Below are 16,690 nucleotides of genomic sequence, written 5' to 3'. Positions count from 1 at the left end.
GGGTCATTGTCCAGACTTCGAGGAACTCAAGCCATGCAGTCCCGCCAACATTCACGGTACGACCTGACGTTGCTCATGGTGTTTCTGGTGATTGTGCTGATATCAGGCTTTGATCCCCGAAGCCGGGTGGACTGGGCCCTGGAAAACCTGCTGGTGCTACTGCTGGTCGGGACGCTGGTCGCGGTTGCCGGGCGGTTCCGCTTGTCGACGACCTCCATCACACTGGTGTTTGCGTTTTTGTGCGTGCATGAACTGGGTGCCCACTACACCTATTCCCTGGTGCCTTACGAACACTGGTCGTCGGCGTGGTTGGGTTTCAGTTTCGAACGGGCGACCGGTATTCACCGCAATTACTACGACCGTCTGGTGCATCTGAGCTACGGGCTGCTGCTGGTTTATCCGGTGCGTGAAGTCTTGGGGCGCCTGACGCCGCTGCGCGGGTTCTGGCTGTTTTTCGTGACCCTGAACATCATGCTCTCGACATCCGCTGTGTACGAATTGGTGGAGTGGATCGGCGGTGCCTTCCTGGGCAATGACACGGCCAACGCCTTCGTCGGCGCTCAAAACGATCCCTGGGATTCGCAAAAGGACATGGCCATCGCAGTCGCCGGTGCGTTTGCCAGCCTGTTGCTGGTGTCTCTGCGCGGCACGGTGCAAAAACAGCCGATGACGACCGCATGTCGCAAAAAAAACAATCTGTGGGGATAGGCTTCAATAACTGCGCAATCCCGTCGATAACCTCTTGAAGCGTGCCATCCGCACGGGGCAAACCCCGCTACCCGACGTGCCAGAGAGGAACCACAGAGTGTCCATAAAACTGCGTTTAATATTGCTGATCGGCACCGGATTGCTCACTGCGTTGATCATGAGCCTGGTCAGTTACCTGGGAAACACCCGGATGGCCGGGGCCGTGGACGACAACAACGTCAGCATGGCCGCGCTGCGCAATCACCTCGAAGCCGACATGATGCACGACGCGCTGCGCGCCGACGTGTTGTCGTCGATGTTGGTGGGCTTGAACAAAAGCACCAACAACAAAGCCGAGGTGCGCAGTTCCCTCGAAGAGCACGCCCAGCGCTTTCGCGAAGTGCTCGGGGAAAACCTCAAGCTGCCGGTCAACGACACCATCAAGGCCGGCCTGAACAAGATCAAGCCCAGTCTCGACACTTACATCAGCTCCGCCGAGCGCATCGCCGGGCTGGCGCTGGAGAACACGGACGCCGCGCAACAGGAACTGGGCACCTTCAACAGTGCCTTCAGCCAGCTGGAAGACCAGATGGCCGCCGTCAGCGAGTTGATCGAAAACGACACGCAACAGACCAGCCAGGGCACCGCGCACGCCATCAGCAACGCCAACCTGACCCTCGGTGGCGTGCTGATCGCCAGCCTGTTGCTGCTGCTGGCCCTGGGGCGCTCGGCGATCCTGAGCATCATGGGCCCGCTGCAAACCGCCAGCCGCATTGCCGAGAGCATCGCCCATGGCAACCTCAGCGAGCCAATTGTCGAGCCCACCCGCAACGACGAAGCCAGCGCGCTGATCCGTAGCCTGGCGACCATGCAACGGGACTTGCGCGGCATGATCGAGGTGGTGCGCAGCAACGCCCACGGCGTCAGCGGCATGAGCAAGCAACTGAGCAACGGCTGCCATGAGGTGGCCGGCAGCAGCCAGCAGCAAAGCGCGGCAGCCAGCACCATGGCCGCGGCCGCCAGCGAAATGACCGCGAGCATCGAGGAAATCACTCGCCACGCCGAGCGTGCGCTGGACATGGCCAACCAGGCCGAATCGCTGGCCAAGGACGGCGGCCGTGTGATCCATCAGGTGGTCAGCGACATGGACGGCATCGCGCGGTCGGCGCAGCAGTCGGCCCAGGTGATCCGCACGCTGGACAAGGAGTCCGAAGGGATCTTCAACATCATCCAGGTGATCAAGGGCATCGCCGACCAGACCAACCTGCTGGCTCTCAACGCCGCCATCGAAGCCGCCCGCGCCGGCGAGCAGGGGCGCGGTTTTGCCGTAGTGGCCGATGAGGTCCGCAGCCTGGCGGGGCGCACCAGCGCCTCCACCCAGGAGATCGCCAGCATGGTCGCACGCATCCAGCAAAGCACCCGCGAGGCGGTGATCAGCATGGAGGAGGGCGTGGCCCAGGTCGACAAAGGCATGGCGGTGACGGCCGATGTCGAGCGCGCCATCCGCGAGATCCTCGAGGCCACGCTGCACACCACGCAACTGGTCAATGACATCAGCCGCACCATCGGCGAACAAAGCCTGGCCAGCAACGAAATCGCCCATCAGGTGGAGATGATTGCGGGCATGTCCGAAGGCAACAGCAAGGTGATCGGGCAGACGGCTTCGACCACCGATGAGTTGTCGAGCCTGGCGGGGCAGTTGTCGCAGTCGGTGGATCGGTTCAGGCTTTGAGGTAGAGGTTGCCTGAACTGACGCCATCGCGAGCAAGCTCGCTCCCACAGGGGATCTTCGGCGTATGGAGATTCAGTGTGGGAGCGAGCTTGCTCGCGATGGCGGTGGTTCAGCCACCGCCAGACTGGCGAACTAGAGGTATTTGTCTGTCACCGCCCCTTCGGAGGCACTGGACACCGTCTTCGCATACTTGGCCAGCACCCCGCGCTTGTATTTCGACTCCAGCCGTACCCAGCGGCTCTTGCGCTCGGCCAGCACGGCATCGGAGACATCAACGCTGATCTGCCGGGTTTCGGCGTCGATCGTGATTTTGTCGCCATTCTCGATCAACGCAATCGGCCCGCCCTCAAAGGCTTCCGGCGTGATATGTCCCACCACGAAGCCATGTGAACCACCGGAAAACCGCCCGTCGGTGATCAGCGCCACATCCTTGCCCAACCCCTTGCCCATGACCGCCGACGTCGGCGAGAGCATTTCGCGCATGCCCGGGCCACCCTTGGGCCCTTCGTAGCGGATCACGATCACCTCGCCGGGCTGCACCTCGCCATTGAGAATGCCGGCCAGCGCACCTTCCTCGCCGTGATAGACCCGGGCCGTGCCTTCGAAGCGCAGGCCTTCCTTGCCGGTGATCTTGGCCACGGCGCCGGTGGGCGATAGGTTGCCGCGCAGGATGACCAGGTGCGAGTCCTTCTTGATCGGCTGGTCGAACGGCCGGATCACGTCCTGCCCGGCCGGATAGTCGGGCACATGGGCCAGGTTTTCCGCCAGGGTCTGGCCGGTGACGGTCAGCGCATCGCCGTGCAGCATGCCGGCATCGAGCATGCGCTTCATCAAAGGTTGAATGCCGCCGATGGCCACGAGCTCGCTCATCATGTATTTGCCGCTGGGGCGCAGGTCGGCGAGCACCGGGGAGATCTTGCCCAGCTCGACGAAGTCATCCAGGGTCAGCTCAACGTCGACCGCATTGGCCATGGCCAGCAGATGCAGCACGGCGTTGGTCGAGCCGGCGAGGGCGATCACCACGCGGATGGCGTTCTCGAAGGCTTTGCGGGTCATGATGTCGCGCGGCTTGAGGTCGAGCTTGAGCAGCTCCATGACCTGCTGGCCGGCGCGGAAGCTGTCCGAGGCCTTGTCGCCGCCAATGGCGTCCTGGGAGCTGGAACCGGGCAGGCTCATGCCCAGCGCCTCGATGGCCGAAGCCATGGTGTTGGCGGTGTACATGCCGCCACAGGACCCGGGGCCGGGAATCGCCACTTCCTCGATCTGCTTGACCTGGATCTCGCTGATATCGCCGCGCGCGTGCTGGCCCACGGCCTCGAACACGGAAATGATGTCGGTATGCCCGGCCCCCGGCTGGATGGTGCCGCCATAGACAAAGATCGACGGGCGATTCAGTCGTGCCATGCCGATCAGGCAGCCCGGCATGTTCTTGTCGCAGCCGCCGATGGTCACCAGGCCGTCAAAGCCTTCGCAACCGACCACCACTTCGATGGAGTCGGCGATCACCTCGCGGGACACCAGCGAATACTTCATGCCTTCGGTGCCGTTGGCGATGCCGTCGGAAATGGTGATGGTGTTGAAGATCACGCCCTTGGCGCCTGCGGCATTCGCGCCTTTTTCGGCTTCGAGCGCCAGCTTGTCGATGTGCATGTTGCAGGGCGTGACCATGGCCCAGGTCGAGGCGATGCCGACCTGCGGCTTCTGGAAGTCGGCGTCAGTGAAGCCCACGGCCCGCAGCATGGCGCGCGCGGGGGCGGCCTCCACGCCGTCGATCACTTGAGAGGAGTACTTGCGCAGATCGTCTTTGTCGCTCATGACTTGTCCTCACCGGCTCATCTGAAGACCACTGAGTATAGTCGCCGATCCGCCGGCTCCTACAGATCCATCATTGACCGGACCAGACAGTCGCGAACAGACGCGCGGGTAAGCCTTGTCGTGATATTCTTCGCGACAACTTGGTTTGACCTGTTCAGTTTGCATGTCCTTGAGACGTGCCGACGGAATTACTGTCGCTCAAGTAGCTGAAGCCAATAAAGATAAGAAGTCAGTTCAGAAGGGACATTAAACTGGGGTCGATGCGGTTCGTCGGCCTTGTGTGCCCACCCTGCAATCCTTGAGTGCCGCACCCGTGACTGCCGTGAAACACGGGGCTGTGTGCGCGAGGATGGAAGGGCGGATGGCGTTTTATCATAGGTGCTACAGATGTTTAAGAAAGTGAACACAGCCCTGCTGGGGCTGGCCTTGTCGTTGGGGATGACGACGGCCCAGGCCGAAGAAGCCAAGAAAGTCGATGTACTGCTGATTGGCGGCGGCATCATGAGCGCGACCCTCGGTGTCTGGCTCAATGAGCTGGAGCCTGCTACCTCGATGCAGATGATCGAGCGCCTCGACGGCGTCGCCCAGGAAAGCTCCAACGGCTGGAACAACGCCGGTACCGGTCACTCCGCCCTGGCCGAGCTGAACTACACCCCGGAAGACGACAAGGGCAATGTCTCGATCCCCAAGGCCGTTGAAATCAACGAAGCCTTCCAGATCTCCCGTCAGTTCTGGGCCTGGCAGGTTCAGCAAGGCGTGCTGAAGAACCCGCGTTCGTTCATCAACTCCACGCCGCACATGAGCTTCGTGTGGGGCGACGACAACATCAAGTTCCTGAAAAAACGCTACGAAGCCCTGCAAGCGAGCCCGCTGTTCGCCGGCATGCAGTACTCCGAAGACCCGGCCGTGATCAAGCAGTGGGTGCCGCTGATGATGGAAGGGCGTGACCCGAGCCAGAAAATCGCGGCCACCTGGAGCCCGCTGGGTACCGACGTGAACTTTGGCGAAATCACCCGTCAGTTCGTTGCGCACCTGCAAACCACGCCGAAATTCGACTTGAAGCTGTCCAGCGAAGTGCAGGACATCACCCGGAACGAAGACGGCAGCTGGCGCGTCAGCTACAAAAACCTGAAAGACGGCAGCAAGACCGAAACCGACGCCAAGTTCGTGTTCATCGGCGCCGGCGGCGGTGCCCTGCACCTGCTGCAGAAGTCCGGCATTCCTGAAGCCAAGGAATACGCAGGCTTCCCGGTGGGCGGCTCGTTCCTGGTGACCGAGAACCCGACCATCGCCGAGCAACACCTGGCCAAGGCCTACGGCAAAGCCTCCGTCGGCGCACCGCCGATGTCGGTTCCGCACCTGGACACCCGCGTGCTGGACGGCAAGCGCGTGATCCTGTTTGGCCCGTTCGCGACTTTCAGCACCAAGTTCCTGAAAGAAGGTTCGTACCTGGACCTGCTGACCACCACCACCACGCACAACGTGTGGCCAATGACCAAGGTCGGCATCAAGGAATACCCGCTGGTCGAGTACCTGGCAGGCCAGTTGATGCTGTCGGATGAAGACCGCCTCAACGCCCTGAAGGAATACTTCCCGAACGCCAAGGCTGAAGACTGGCGCCTGTGGCAAGCCGGCCAGCGCGTGCAGATCATCAAGCGTGATGAAGCTGCCGGTGGCGTGCTGAAACTGGGCACCGAAATCGTCGCTTCGCAAGACGGCAGCATCGCCGGCCTGCTGGGCGCCTCCCCAGGCGCTTCGACCGCCGCACCGATCATGCTGACCGTGCTGCAGAAAGTCTTCAAGGACAAGGTCGCGAGCCCTGAGTGGCAGGCAAAACTGCACCAGATCGTGCCGAGCTACGGCACCCAGCTGAACGGCAGTCCCGAGAAGGTTGCCGAGGAGTGGGCCTACACCGCCAAGGTGCTGGAACTGACTCCGCCACCTGCGGTGATCGCGCCGGCTGTGACTCCGGTGACTGTCGATACCGATGCGAAAGCGCCGAAGGCTAGTGCTGCGAGTGATATGGCTCTGTAACTAGAGACCAGATCAAAAAAAGCCCACTGAACCGGCGACGGTCAGTGGGTTTTTTTGTGGTTCGCCGCGTTTATCCAGTTCTCACGCGTTATCGTTGACGACCATCGCCAGCAAGCCGGCTCCTACACGGGACCGTGACCTCGCTCGAAATACCCCGGATTCCCTGTAGGAGCGAGCCTGCTCGCGAAAAACTTCGGGGCAACGCGTTTTACCGGATTTGCGCGTTATCGTTGACGATCTTCGCGAGCAGGCTCGCTCCTACAGAAGAACGCAACATAGCCCCCTGTCATCAATTGCCAAGTCCCTGACGCCCAATGTGAAGCAGCCCGCTTGCACGTGTCGATACTGGTTGGCTCTCCCGCACTGGCACAAAAAGGCCGATGCCTCTTCACCCTGACAAAGGGACTGTCAGTTGCATCTCAATAAAACAATCATAGAGAGCGCAGAATGAAGTTCAGTTTTTTAGACAGCAGCCAGCCGAGCCGCCGGCGGGTTTTACGCGATGCATTCACGCTGGCCGTGGCGGCCTCGCCTTTGGCAAGTCTCGCCAGGGCAGCCGATGACAACGCTGAAGAAGTGACCTTTGCCGCTGGCCCGCGCCCGCTCGTGCGATACCCGCAAAAGCGCCCGTTGACCCTGGTGACCACGCGGCCGCCGCATCTGGAGACGCCATTCCCTGTCTTCAACGAAGGGCCGATCACGCCCAATGACGCCTTTTTCGTGCGTTATCACCTGGCTAATTTTCCGACCAGCATCGATCCTGACACCTACCGCCTGACGATCAAGGGCTCGGTCGACACGCCGCTGTCGCTTTCCCTGGCCGAACTCAAGGCCCTCGCCGAACCGGTGGAAGTGGTGGCGGTCAATCAGTGCTCGGGCAACAGCCGTGGCTTCTCGATGCCCCGGGTGTTCGGTGCCCAGCTGGGCAATGGCTCGATGGGTAATGCGCGGTGGGTGGGGGTACCGCTCAAGGCGGTATTGGAAAAGGCGGGGGTGAAGGCCGGCGCCGCGCAAGTGACTTTCCGTGGGCTGGATAAGCCGGTGTTGCCCAGCACACCGGAGTTCATCAAGGCGCTGGACATCAGCCATGCCATGGATGGCGAGCCGATGATCGCCTGGTCCATGAACGGCACAGACCTGCCATTTCTCAACGGCTACCCGATTCGTCTGGTGGTGCCAGGCTATTTCGGCACTTATTGGGTCAAGCACCTGAGCGAGATCGAAGTCGTCGACACGACCTACGACGGTTTTTTCATGGCCAAGGGTTACCGGGTTCCGGATAACGATTGCTTCTGCATCGCACCCGGCACTACGGCGGCGAAAACCCAGCCAATTTCGAAATTGCCGGTACGCAGTTTCATCACCAGCGTCAAACACGGCGATGTATTGCCGCTGAACAAAAGCCTGGTGCTCAAGGGCATTGCGTTCGACGGGGGCGTTGGGGTCAACAAGGTGGAGGTGTCGATCGACGGCGGAAAAACCTGGCGCGAAACCACGCTCGGGCAGGACCTTGGCCGTTTCTCCTTTCGTGAGTGGACACTGCCGATCAGCTTTACCGGCAAGGGCGCCACACCGTTGATGGTGCGAGCCAGCAACAGTGCCGGCGAGACACAACCGCTGCAGGCCGACTGGAACCCCGCCGGCTATCGCCGCCACGTCGTCGAAACCACCCACGTGACCGTCGCCTGAGGAGGACCGTATGAAACTTGTGAAAAGCATGACCGCCTTGCTCTGCGCAGCTCAGGTTGGTTTGGCCACTCTGGCCAGTGCAGCGCCGCTTTCGATCACGTTGCCGCCCGAAACGGCGGCGTTCAAGCCCAGTACGATGCCTGGCTACGCGTTGGCGCAGCAGAAGTGTTCCGTCTGCCATTCAGCCGATTACATCAACTTCCAGCCTCCGGGCATGAGCCTGGCGCAGTGGACCGCTGAAGCGGGCAAGATGCAGCACGTGTACGGTGCGCCGATCAGCGACCAGGATGTGAGTGTTATCGGCGCTTACCTGGCGGTGACCTACGGCAGTGCGAAGGCCAATGATGCCGATGTTCAGGCTGCCTCGAACGCCCCGGCGGTGGCTGTGGCAAAAGTCGACGCGAAGGCCTTGCTGCAGAACAACGCCTGCCTGTCCTGTCACGCGATTGACCATAAAGTGGTAGGCCCGGCCTACCGCGATGTGGCGGCCAAATATGCCAAGGACCCGCAGGCAATGGACCGGCTTATGTCCAGCATTCAGCACGGCGGGAGCGGAAAGTGGGGGGATGTGCCCATGCCGCCGTTTGCGCAGTTGAGCCCGGACGATCTGAAAAGCCTGGCGACGTTCATCATGAGCCAGTGAACCTGATGCAAAAAAGCCCACTGGACCGGTAATGGTCAGTGGGCTTTTTTGTGTGTGAGGTTTGTTCACGACATCGAGGTGTTCACCGCACCGAAGCGCTTGAGAATGTCCTGGTACATTTTCGTCCGCCGGTGACCCTGGCCATAGCCACCGGCAGCAGCAACGGTGCCGGCCTGCACGTGATCCAGGTACTTGAAGATCTTGCCGGGCGAAAGAAACACGACCTTATAGCCAAGGCCGATCACCCGGTCTTGCAGTTCATACCCAGGCACCCGATCGTCGATCTGGAAATGCAGGCCCTGTTGTTTCATCAGCCTGCAGTTCCACAGGGTGCAGAAGCTTTTCAGGTAAGTCTCGGTATAGGGCTTGGGTTCTTTTGAGCGCAGGCCCAGGGACAGTTTCAGGCGGCGGAAATGGTGCTTGGCGAAGCGGGAGGTGAAGCGCCAGACCGTCCTTGGCAACCCCCGGTTGAGTTGCTCGGTGCAGCCGACCGCGATGACGTTTCGATCTTTGGCGCAGTGCTCCATCATCATCGCAAAGACGTCGGCATCGAAGACGAAGGTGTCGGTGTGCATCAGGAACAGGTAGTCGGTATTGACCCTGGCCAGCGCCATGTCCAGCGCCTTGCCGTGGGCGATATGTCCCGGCTCTTTGCCGGGGGCCGTGCGTTCGATCAGGTTGATCCAGTCGAGTGAGCGCAAGTACTCGACGCTGGCGTCCGCCGAATCGTTATCGACCACCCAGACCGGGATTCCGGCTTTTCGTGCAGGCTCGCGTAACAGGTCCAGGCAGATCCTGGTCAAGTCGAGGGTTTTGTAATTCACCAGAACGATGCTGAACGGAGGTTTTGCCATCTTCGAAATGCTCGACTAACCGAAAGTGTCGAAGATTAAACAGGCAACCTTAGCCCAAGCTTAATTTCACCTGGGCGGGTTGGCCGTTGGCATTCAGGCCGTATCGGCGTAGAGAGGCGCTTACGGTTTGACCTGGCTCTTCAGCTTCTCTTCGATTTTCGCGTCTACCGCCGCGCGAATCTGGTCGATGCTGAAGCTCGCGGGTTTCTGGCTCGGCGGGTATTCGATGAAGGTCTGCAGGAAGCGCGCGGCCTTGGCCACGCCGGCGGCGAGCAGGTAGGAGTTCTTTACCAGCCAGTCGTTGTACTGATCCGAGACCAGGTCTGCCCGCTCATAGGGGTCCATGCGCAGGTTGAACAACTTGGGCACGCGCAGCGGCACGAACGGGCTGCTCCACACCGCAAAACCGCCGGGCTCGCGCTGTTCGGCGAACACCACTTTCCAGTTGTCGTAGCGCATCGATACCAGCACGCCATCGTCGTTGAAGTAATAGAACTCGCGGCGCTCGCCCTTGGGCTTTTGCCCGGTCAGGTAGGGCAGCTGGTTGTAGCCGTCCAGGTGCACCTTGAAGCTGGTGCCGCCGGAAGTCGGTGCCCAGCCCTTGAGCAGTTTGTCCTTCACCTCGGTATCACCCGCCGCGGCGAGCAGGGTAGGGAACCAGTCCATGCCCGAGAACATCTCGTTGGACACTTCGCCGGCCTTGATCCTGCCGGGCCAACGCACGATTGCCGGGACCCGGTAGGCGCCTTCCCAGTTGGAGTTCTTCTCGTTACGAAACGGCGTGGTCGCCGCGTCCGGCCAGGAGAACTGGTTAGGGCCGTTGTCGGTTGTGTAGACGACGATGGTGTTGTCGGTGATGTTCAGGTCATCGAGGGTCTGCAGCAGTTTGCCGACGTCGCCGTCGTGTTCGAGCATGCCGTCGGCGTACTCGTTGCCGGGCATGCCGCTCTGGCCCTTCATCGATTCGCGCACGTGGGTGAACACGTGCATGCGCGTGGTGTTCATCCAGACGAAGAAAGGCTTGTCCGACTTGGCCTGTTTCTCGATGAATGCTTGCGCGGCCGCCGTGGTTTCGTCGTCGATGGTTTCCATGCGCTTGGTGGTCAGCGCGCCGGTGTCTTCGATCTTGCCGTCGGCGTAGCTGTGGATCACACCCCGTGGGGTGCGGGATTTGACGAAGTCCGGGTCATCCTTGGGCCAGTACGGGCGCTCGGGTTCTTCTTCGGCGTTGAGGTGATACAGGTTGCCGAAGAACTCGTCGAAACCGTGGTTGGTCGGCAGGTATTCGTCGCGATCACCGAGGTGGTTCTTGCCGAACTGGCCGGTGGCGTAGCCCTGGGACTTGAGGGCCTGGGCGAGGGTGATGTCGCGCTTCTGAATGCCGATGGGGGCACCCGGCACGCCGACTTTGGTCAGGCCGGTGCGCAGCGGTGACTGGCCGGTGATGAACGACGAGCGCCCGGCGGTGCAGCTGTTCTCCGCGTAATAGTCGGTGAACAGCATGCCTTCGTGGGCGATGCGGTCGATGTTCGGGGTCTTGTAGCCGACCACGCCCATGGAATAGGCGCTGATGTTGGTCTGGCCGATGTCATCGCCGAAGATCACCAGGATGTTGGGTTTGTCGGCGGCATTGGCCGCCATTGCCATGACCGTTGTCGCCACCATGGCGAGTTTCGGCAGCCACTTTTTTATGCGAGTCATCTGACTGGCTCCTTGTTGACGGGCGTCGCGCAGGGCGACCGGCCCCGATGTTCACGGGTCGTCGGACACCAAGCGCCACCCGTATCAGGTGGCGTGATTGTCGATGTGCAATACCGCGCCGGTGACGCTGGCACCGGCGCCGCTGGCCAGCAACAGCAGGGGGCCGTTGAGCTCCTGCAGCCCGGCGTTCTTGCCGCGTCCGGCGGCAATCACATTGACCCGGATCCGGTGCGGCGTCAGCGACTGGGCCATGGCCCGGCTCATGCGGATCAGGCTGCTGTTGGGCCGCAGGCACGGGTTGAGCTGGCTGATCGGGCGCGGTGGCGGCTCGATGTTGACGATGCTGCCGCCGCGCTCGGCCTTGATCATGTGCCGGCTGGTGCAATGGACCAGGTGGTTGTTGCGCGCCGGATGTTCGCGTTCGGCGCTGTTGTTGATCAGCACATCGACGCTGCCGAAGCGCAACTCGACGGCACCAAGCGCCGCCTCGATGCTGGCTCGGCGGGTGCTGTCGAGGCTGACGATCAGCACTTCACCGCCATCCCAGCGCAGGTCGGCTTGCAACTGCTCAAGCTGCGCAGGGCATGGCGCACCGAGGGCCACCCGGGCGCCCGCGAGGCTGATCAGCCGGGCGAAATGGGCACCGAGTTGCGTGGTGGCATCGGCCACCAGCACGGTTTTACCGGCCATGGAAAAGGGTTGCATGAGGTCGCTCATGACACGGCCTCCAGCGGCGCGGCGCGGCGGGTAATGGCCGCGCGGCGCACGGCTGGACGGGGTGATGCAATGGGCACGGCACCGAGCATTTTCAGCACCAGTTCCGAGTAATGGCGGATGACGTCGTCGACGCTCCAGCGGCCATCGGCCTGATACCAGACACAGGCGTGGGTGAGCATGTTGAACAGCGTGCGCGCCATCAATTTCGGTTCGGCGCAGCTCAGCGAACCTTCCCGAATGCCTTGTTCGAGCAGGGCTTGCAAGTCTTTGAGGTACACCCGGCGGGCCTGACGCACCAGGGCCAGGGACTCTTCGTCGAGGCTCCGGTATTCCAGGTTGCCGAGTACGGCCTGGTCCTGATGTTCCAGGTGATAACGCACATGGCAGGCGACAAAAGCGCGGAGTCTGCTATCGGCGCGCGCTACGGCAGGGCGGCATCGAGCCCACTCCCGGGACAATGCCTCGAAGTATTCGAGGATCAGCTCCAGCAGCAACTCGCCTTTACCCTGGTAATAGAGGTACAGCGTCGAGCAATTGATCCCGGATTCAGCCGCCAGTTGCCGGAGGCTCATCGAGCCGTAGCCATTACGCGAGATCAGTTTGACGGCAGCCTGGCGGATGTTGGTTTCGGTGGTGTTCATGGTGTGATCCTGCGGTCATCAAAATGCAAACACAGCTATCGTGGCCAGGGAGATCTCTGTAGGAGAGAGCTCCCTGGCCGCAGGCCGTTTGGTTATTGCAGATTGCCGGCCACCGCGATGGTCTGCGCCGTGATGTAGTTCGACTCCGGCGAACAGAACAGGTACACGGCGTCGGCCGCTTCCTGCACGGTGCCCGGGCGGCCCAGCGGGTTGCGCTGGGCGAACGACTTGGCCGCTTCCGGGCTGATGCCGACGCGGATGTCACGGCCTTCGATGTTCACGGTGGCGCCGGCGTGGGCGTCGGCCTTGGTCATGCGGGTTTCGATGAAACCGAAGGCCACGGCGTTGACGTTGACCTTGAAGCGGCCCCATTCGCGGGCCAGCGCGCGGGTCATGCCGATCACACCGGCCTTGGCCGAGGAATAGTTCATCTGCCCGGCATTGCCGTTGAGGGCCGAGACCGAAGAGATGTTGACCACCTTGCGGAACACTTCGCGTTCGGCTGCAGCGTCCGCCAGGGCCTGGGCCTTGATGATCGGGTAGGCCGCACGCAGGATGCGGAATGGCGCGGTCATGTGGCAGTCGAGAATGGCGTACCACTGCTCGTCGCTCATCTTCTGGATCACGTCGTCCCAGGTGTAGCCGGCGTTGTTGACGATGATGTCGATGCCGCCGAAGTTGTCCATCGCGGTCTTGACGTAGCGGTCACCGAAGTCCGGTGCGCTGACGTTGCCGTGGCATACGGCGGCTTCGCCACCCATCTTGCGGATCAGTTCTGCGGTCTCGTGGGCCGGATCGGCGTCCAGGTCGTTGATCACGATGCGCGCGCCTTCGCTCGCCAGTTTCAGGGCGATCTGCTGGCCGATGCCACGACCGGAACCGGTGACCAGTGCGACTTTGCCTTCGAGTTTTGCCATGGGGTGTTGCTCCTCAATTCTTGGGTTTGTTTACAGGGCGATCACGGCGTCGCCAACGATCTTGGTCTCGCCGTATTGATTGGTGGTGCGTACTTCGACCTTGATCCGCTGCTCGCCGCAGGCTTCGAAGCGCTCGACCACGGTGCCGGTGCAGGTGATGCGGTGACCCAGGTGGGTGATGCCGAGAAAGCGCACGCCGAATTCGCGCAACTGGCGCTGATCGACCCACTGGGTCAGCAGGCGACCGAGGTAGGCCATCGACAACATGCCGTGGGCGAACACATCGGGCATGCCGGCCTTGCGTGCGTAATCGGTGTCGATGTGAATGGCGTTGTGATCCCCTGACGCGCCGGCAAACAGTCCCAGCGTGGTGCGGTTGATCGGCGGCAGTTCCAGCGCCGGCAGGGTGTCGCCGACGTTGATTTTTTCCAGGCTTATCGCGTTCATGGTTGTTCTCCGCTTCAGCTGTTGCGCTGCACGAGCACGCTGCGCAGGTCCGCGACGTGCTCACCGTGCTGGTTGGTGACTCGGGTTTCGCGCACCACGAATTCCAGGGCACCGGCTTTTTTGTCGTAGATGTCGGCGATGCGTACGTCGAAGCGCAGGGTGTCGCCGGCATAGGCCATGCGGTGATAACGGAACGACTCTTCGCCGTGCAGGATGCGCGCGGTGACGATGCCCAGTTCATCGCGCCAGGCGTTGGACGGGATCTGGAATTCCAGCGAGAACAGGAAGGTCGGTGGCAGCGGCAGGGCTGGATGCCCGGCGTCGCGAGCGGCCTGCTCGTCGAAGTAGACCGGGTTGGTTTCCCCGGTGGCCTTGGCGAAGAAGCGCAGTTGCCCGGCTTCGGCGGTGACGAGGAAGGTGGGCAACTGCTTGCCGATGTGTTTTTTGTCGATCATCTGAATGACTCCCGGGTGTGCTGGCCGCTTCAGTTTTTCTGGTACACGGTGACGACGCAGGCGCCGCCCAGGCCGAGGTTGTGTTGCACGGCGATGCGCGCGTTCTGCACCTGGCGTTGCTCGGCGGTGCCGCGTAGCTGGTGGGTCAGCTCGTAGCACTGGGCCAGGCCGGTGGCGCCCAGCGGATGGCCCTTGGAGAGCAGGCCGCCGGACGGGTTGGTCACCCATTGGCCGCCGTAGGTGTTGTCGCCGTCGTTGACCAGTTGCTCGGCGCCGCCTTCGGCGCACAGGCCGAGGCCTTCGTAGGTCAGCAGTTCGTTCTGCGCAAAGCAGTCGTGCAACTCGATCACGTCGATGTCTTTCGGCCCGATGCCGGCCTGGTTGTAGGCGATGTCGGCGGCCATGCGCGTCATGTCGAAACCGACCACGCGGATCATGTCCTTGGCGTCGTAGGTGCTCGGCAGGTCGGTGGTCAGGGCCTGGCCGGCCATCAGCACGTCGGTGCGCAGGCCATGCTTTTTCGCGAACGCTTCGGAGACCACGATGCTGGCGGCGGCGCCACAGGTTGGCGGGCAGGCCATCAGGCGCGTCAACACGCCTTCCCAGAGCATCGGCGCGGCCAGGACTTCTTCGCTGCTGACCACGTTGCGGAACACGGCCAGCGGGTTGTTGGCGGCGTGGCGGCTGGCCTTGGCGCGGATCTTGGCGAAAGTTTCCAGCCGGGTGCCGTACTTCTGCATGTGTGCGTAACCGGCACCGGCGAACTGGCGGATGGCGGTCGGCAGGTCGGGCATGCCGACCAGTTCGTTGGTCAGCTTGAGGGCGCGTTCGGTGGCCGGGGCGCGGTCGGTCCAGGCGGATTTCAGCGCACCCGGGTTCATTTGTTCGAAGCCGAATGCCAGGGCGCAGTCCACCGCGCCGCTGGCCACGGCCTGACGGGCCAGGAACAGTGCGCTGGAGCCGGTGGCGCAGTTGTTGTTGACGTTGACCAGCGGGATGCCGGTCATGCCGACGCGGTACAGGGCTTTCTGGCCGCAGGTGGAGTCGCCGTAGACGTAACCGGCGTAAGCCTGCTGGATGTCACTGAAGTCCAGGCCGCAATCGGCCAGGGCCAGGCGAATCGCCTGTTCGCCCATGATGTCGTAGGGCTCGTTGGTCCCCGGTTTCTTGAACTGGATCATGCCGACGCCAGCAACGAACACTTTATTGCTCATCGTTGTTTTCCTTGTTGTTTGAGAGGTTCAGAGCTTGCGCGCGATCATTTCGCGCATGACTTCACTGGTGCCGCCGTAGATGCGGTTGACGCGCATGTCGACGAACGCGCGGGCGATCGGGTACTCCATCATGTAGCCGTAGCCGCCGTGCAGCTGGACCATGTCGTCGATGCATTTCCACAGGGTTTCGGTGGTGTGGAGCTTGGCGATGGCGGCTTCTTCGAGGGTCAGCCGTCGGCGCATGTGTTCGCCCAGGTAGTAGTCGACCATCACCCGCAGCGCGGTGGCCTGGGCCTTGATGTCGGCGAGCTTGAATTTGCTGTTCTGGAAGTCCCACACGGTCTGGTTGAAGGCCTTGCGGTCCTTCACGTACTCGATGGTTTGCTCCAGCAGGCGCTCCAGCTTGGCGGCGGCGGAGACTGCGATGGAAAAACGCTCTTGCGGCAGCTCGCCCATCAGGTAGGTGAAGCCCAGGCCTTCCTCGCCCAGGCGATTGCCCACCGGCACGCGGACGTTGTCGAAGAACAGCTCGGCGGTGTCCTGGGCGTGCTGGCCGACCTTTTCCAGCTTGCGGCCATGCTTGAAACCGGGGCGACTGGTTTCCACGGCAATCAGGCTGATGCCCTTGGCGCCGGCCGCCGGGTCGGTCTTGCACACGACGATCACCAGGTCGGCGGTCAGGCCGTTGCTGATGAAGGTCTTGCTGCCATTGATCACGTACTCGTCACCGTCGCGCACGGCGGTAGTGCGCACGGCTTTCAGGTCGCTACCGGTGCCGGGTTCGGTCATGGCGATGGCGAGGATGATTTCACCGGAACAGATACCCGGCAGCCACTTCTGTTTCTGTTCTTCGTTGCCGCAGCGGTTGATGTACGGGGCAATGACGTCGGAGTGCATGCCGAAGTAGGCGCCGCTCACACCGGCCCGGGCGAACTCTTCGTTGAACACCGCGCAATGGCCGAAATCGCCGCCGCCACCGCCGTATTCGGTGGGCAGGGTGATGCCGAGCAAACCTTCGCGACCGGCCTTGAGCCAGGTTTCGCGGTCGACCTGGCCGGCCTTGTCCCAGGCGGCCTGGCGCGGCAGGCATTCACGCTCGAAAAAACGTCGCACGGTGGTGCGGAACATCTCATGGTCGTCGCGG

15 protein-coding genes and 1 pseudogene are annotated in these 16,690 nt (G+C 62.1%); 6 read left to right on the top strand and 10 right to left on the bottom strand.

All coding sequences use genetic code 11. The features are described from left to right. The first annotated feature begins 33 nt into the window (after window positions 1–33). From EI969_RS03300 to EI969_RS30875, 3 genes and pseudogenes are all read left to right on the top strand, one after another. On the top strand, window positions 34–708 hold the full coding sequence (locus EI969_RS03300; RefSeq protein WP_160385914.1) for a DUF2238 domain-containing protein: 675 nt from the start codon (window positions 34–36) through the stop codon (window positions 706–708). Between the two features lie 76 nt (window positions 709–784). Beyond that, window positions 785–1,561: pseudogene (locus EI969_RS30880) on the top strand (MCP four helix bundle domain-containing protein); the annotation flags it as partial. Further along, window positions 1,556–2,419, top strand: coding sequence for a methyl-accepting chemotaxis protein (locus tag EI969_RS30875; protein WP_371925841.1), 864 nt, complete (start codon window positions 1,556–1,558; stop codon window positions 2,417–2,419). The pseudogene EI969_RS30880 and the gene EI969_RS30875, both read left to right, overlap by 6 nt. 132 nt (window positions 2,420–2,551) lie before the next feature. Here EI969_RS30875 and ilvD read toward each other — a convergent pair whose 3' ends face one another. Continuing rightward, a complete protein-coding gene (gene ilvD, locus EI969_RS03290; RefSeq protein ID WP_160385912.1) occupies window positions 2,552–4,234 on the bottom strand; it encodes a dihydroxy-acid dehydratase in 1,683 nt (560 codons plus the stop codon). A 387-nt stretch (window positions 4,235–4,621) separates the two neighbouring features. Between ilvD and mqo the strand changes: the two genes are divergently transcribed. From mqo to EI969_RS03275, 3 genes are all read left to right on the top strand, one after another. Beyond that, a complete protein-coding gene (gene mqo, locus EI969_RS03285) occupies window positions 4,622–6,268 on the top strand; it encodes a malate dehydrogenase (quinone) (protein WP_160385911.1) in 1,647 nt (548 codons plus the stop codon). A gap of 447 nt (window positions 6,269–6,715) precedes the next feature. Beyond that, the gene (locus EI969_RS03280) at window positions 6,716–7,957 is read left to right on the top strand and encodes a molybdopterin-dependent oxidoreductase (protein WP_160385910.1); all 1,242 of its coding nucleotides are present in this window, start codon (window positions 6,716–6,718) and stop codon (window positions 7,955–7,957) included. Window positions 7,958–7,967: 10 nt separating this feature from the next. Continuing rightward, on the top strand, window positions 7,968–8,600 hold the full coding sequence (locus tag EI969_RS03275) for a c-type cytochrome (protein ID WP_160385909.1): 633 nt from the start codon (window positions 7,968–7,970) through the stop codon (window positions 8,598–8,600). A gap of 65 nt (window positions 8,601–8,665) precedes the next feature. On the opposite strand, the gene EI969_RS03270 is transcribed toward EI969_RS03275, so the two are convergent. The 9 genes from EI969_RS03270 to EI969_RS03230 form a co-directional block, all read right to left on the bottom strand. After that, complete coding sequence (locus tag EI969_RS03270) at window positions 8,666–9,454, bottom strand: glycosyltransferase family 2 protein (protein ID WP_160385908.1); 789 nt, start codon at window positions 9,452–9,454, stop codon at window positions 8,666–8,668. A gap of 120 nt (window positions 9,455–9,574) precedes the next feature. After that, the gene (locus tag EI969_RS03265) at window positions 9,575–11,155 is read right to left on the bottom strand and encodes an arylsulfatase (RefSeq protein WP_160385907.1); all 1,581 of its coding nucleotides are present in this window, start codon (window positions 11,153–11,155) and stop codon (window positions 9,575–9,577) included. Between the two features lie 84 nt (window positions 11,156–11,239). Next, window positions 11,240–11,872: an SDR family NAD(P)-dependent oxidoreductase gene (locus EI969_RS03260; RefSeq protein WP_160385906.1), complete on the bottom strand. Its 633-nt coding sequence runs from the start codon at window positions 11,870–11,872 to the stop codon at window positions 11,240–11,242. After that, window positions 11,869–12,513 carry a TetR/AcrR family transcriptional regulator gene (locus EI969_RS03255; RefSeq protein ID WP_160385905.1) on the bottom strand — a complete coding sequence of 215 codons (645 nt, stop codon included), beginning with the start codon at window positions 12,511–12,513 and terminating at the stop codon, window positions 11,869–11,871. Before EI969_RS03255 ends, EI969_RS03260 begins: the two co-directional genes overlap by 4 nt. Window positions 12,514–12,605: 92 nt before the next feature. Beyond that, the gene (locus tag EI969_RS03250) at window positions 12,606–13,430 is read right to left on the bottom strand and encodes an SDR family NAD(P)-dependent oxidoreductase (RefSeq protein WP_160385904.1); all 825 of its coding nucleotides are present in this window, start codon (window positions 13,428–13,430) and stop codon (window positions 12,606–12,608) included. A gap of 30 nt (window positions 13,431–13,460) precedes the next feature. Continuing rightward, window positions 13,461–13,877 carry a MaoC family dehydratase gene (locus tag EI969_RS03245; RefSeq protein ID WP_160385903.1) on the bottom strand — a complete coding sequence of 139 codons (417 nt, stop codon included), beginning with the start codon at window positions 13,875–13,877 and terminating at the stop codon, window positions 13,461–13,463. 14 nt (window positions 13,878–13,891) lie between these two features. Further along, the gene (locus tag EI969_RS03240; protein ID WP_150718269.1) at window positions 13,892–14,332 is read right to left on the bottom strand and encodes a MaoC family dehydratase N-terminal domain-containing protein; all 441 of its coding nucleotides are present in this window, start codon (window positions 14,330–14,332) and stop codon (window positions 13,892–13,894) included. Between the two features lie 29 nt (window positions 14,333–14,361). Continuing rightward, window positions 14,362–15,546 carry a lipid-transfer protein gene (locus tag EI969_RS03235; protein ID WP_160385902.1) on the bottom strand — a complete coding sequence of 395 codons (1,185 nt, stop codon included), beginning with the start codon at window positions 15,544–15,546 and terminating at the stop codon, window positions 14,362–14,364. A gap of 27 nt (window positions 15,547–15,573) precedes the next feature. Next, window positions 15,574–16,674 (bottom strand): acyl-CoA dehydrogenase family protein, encoded by a 1,101-nt coding sequence (locus EI969_RS03230; RefSeq protein ID WP_178120533.1) that lies wholly within the window; start codon window positions 16,672–16,674, stop codon window positions 15,574–15,576. Between the last annotated feature and the right edge of the window lie 16 nt (window positions 16,675–16,690).

Origin of the sequence: Pseudomonas sp. PB101 (assembly GCF_009764265.1) — a bacterium.
GTDB lineage: Bacteria > Pseudomonadota > Gammaproteobacteria > Pseudomonadales > Pseudomonadaceae > Aquipseudomonas.
The sequence above is the reverse complement of the archived record's forward strand: the minus strand, read 5'-3'. Positions and strand labels throughout refer to the sequence as shown.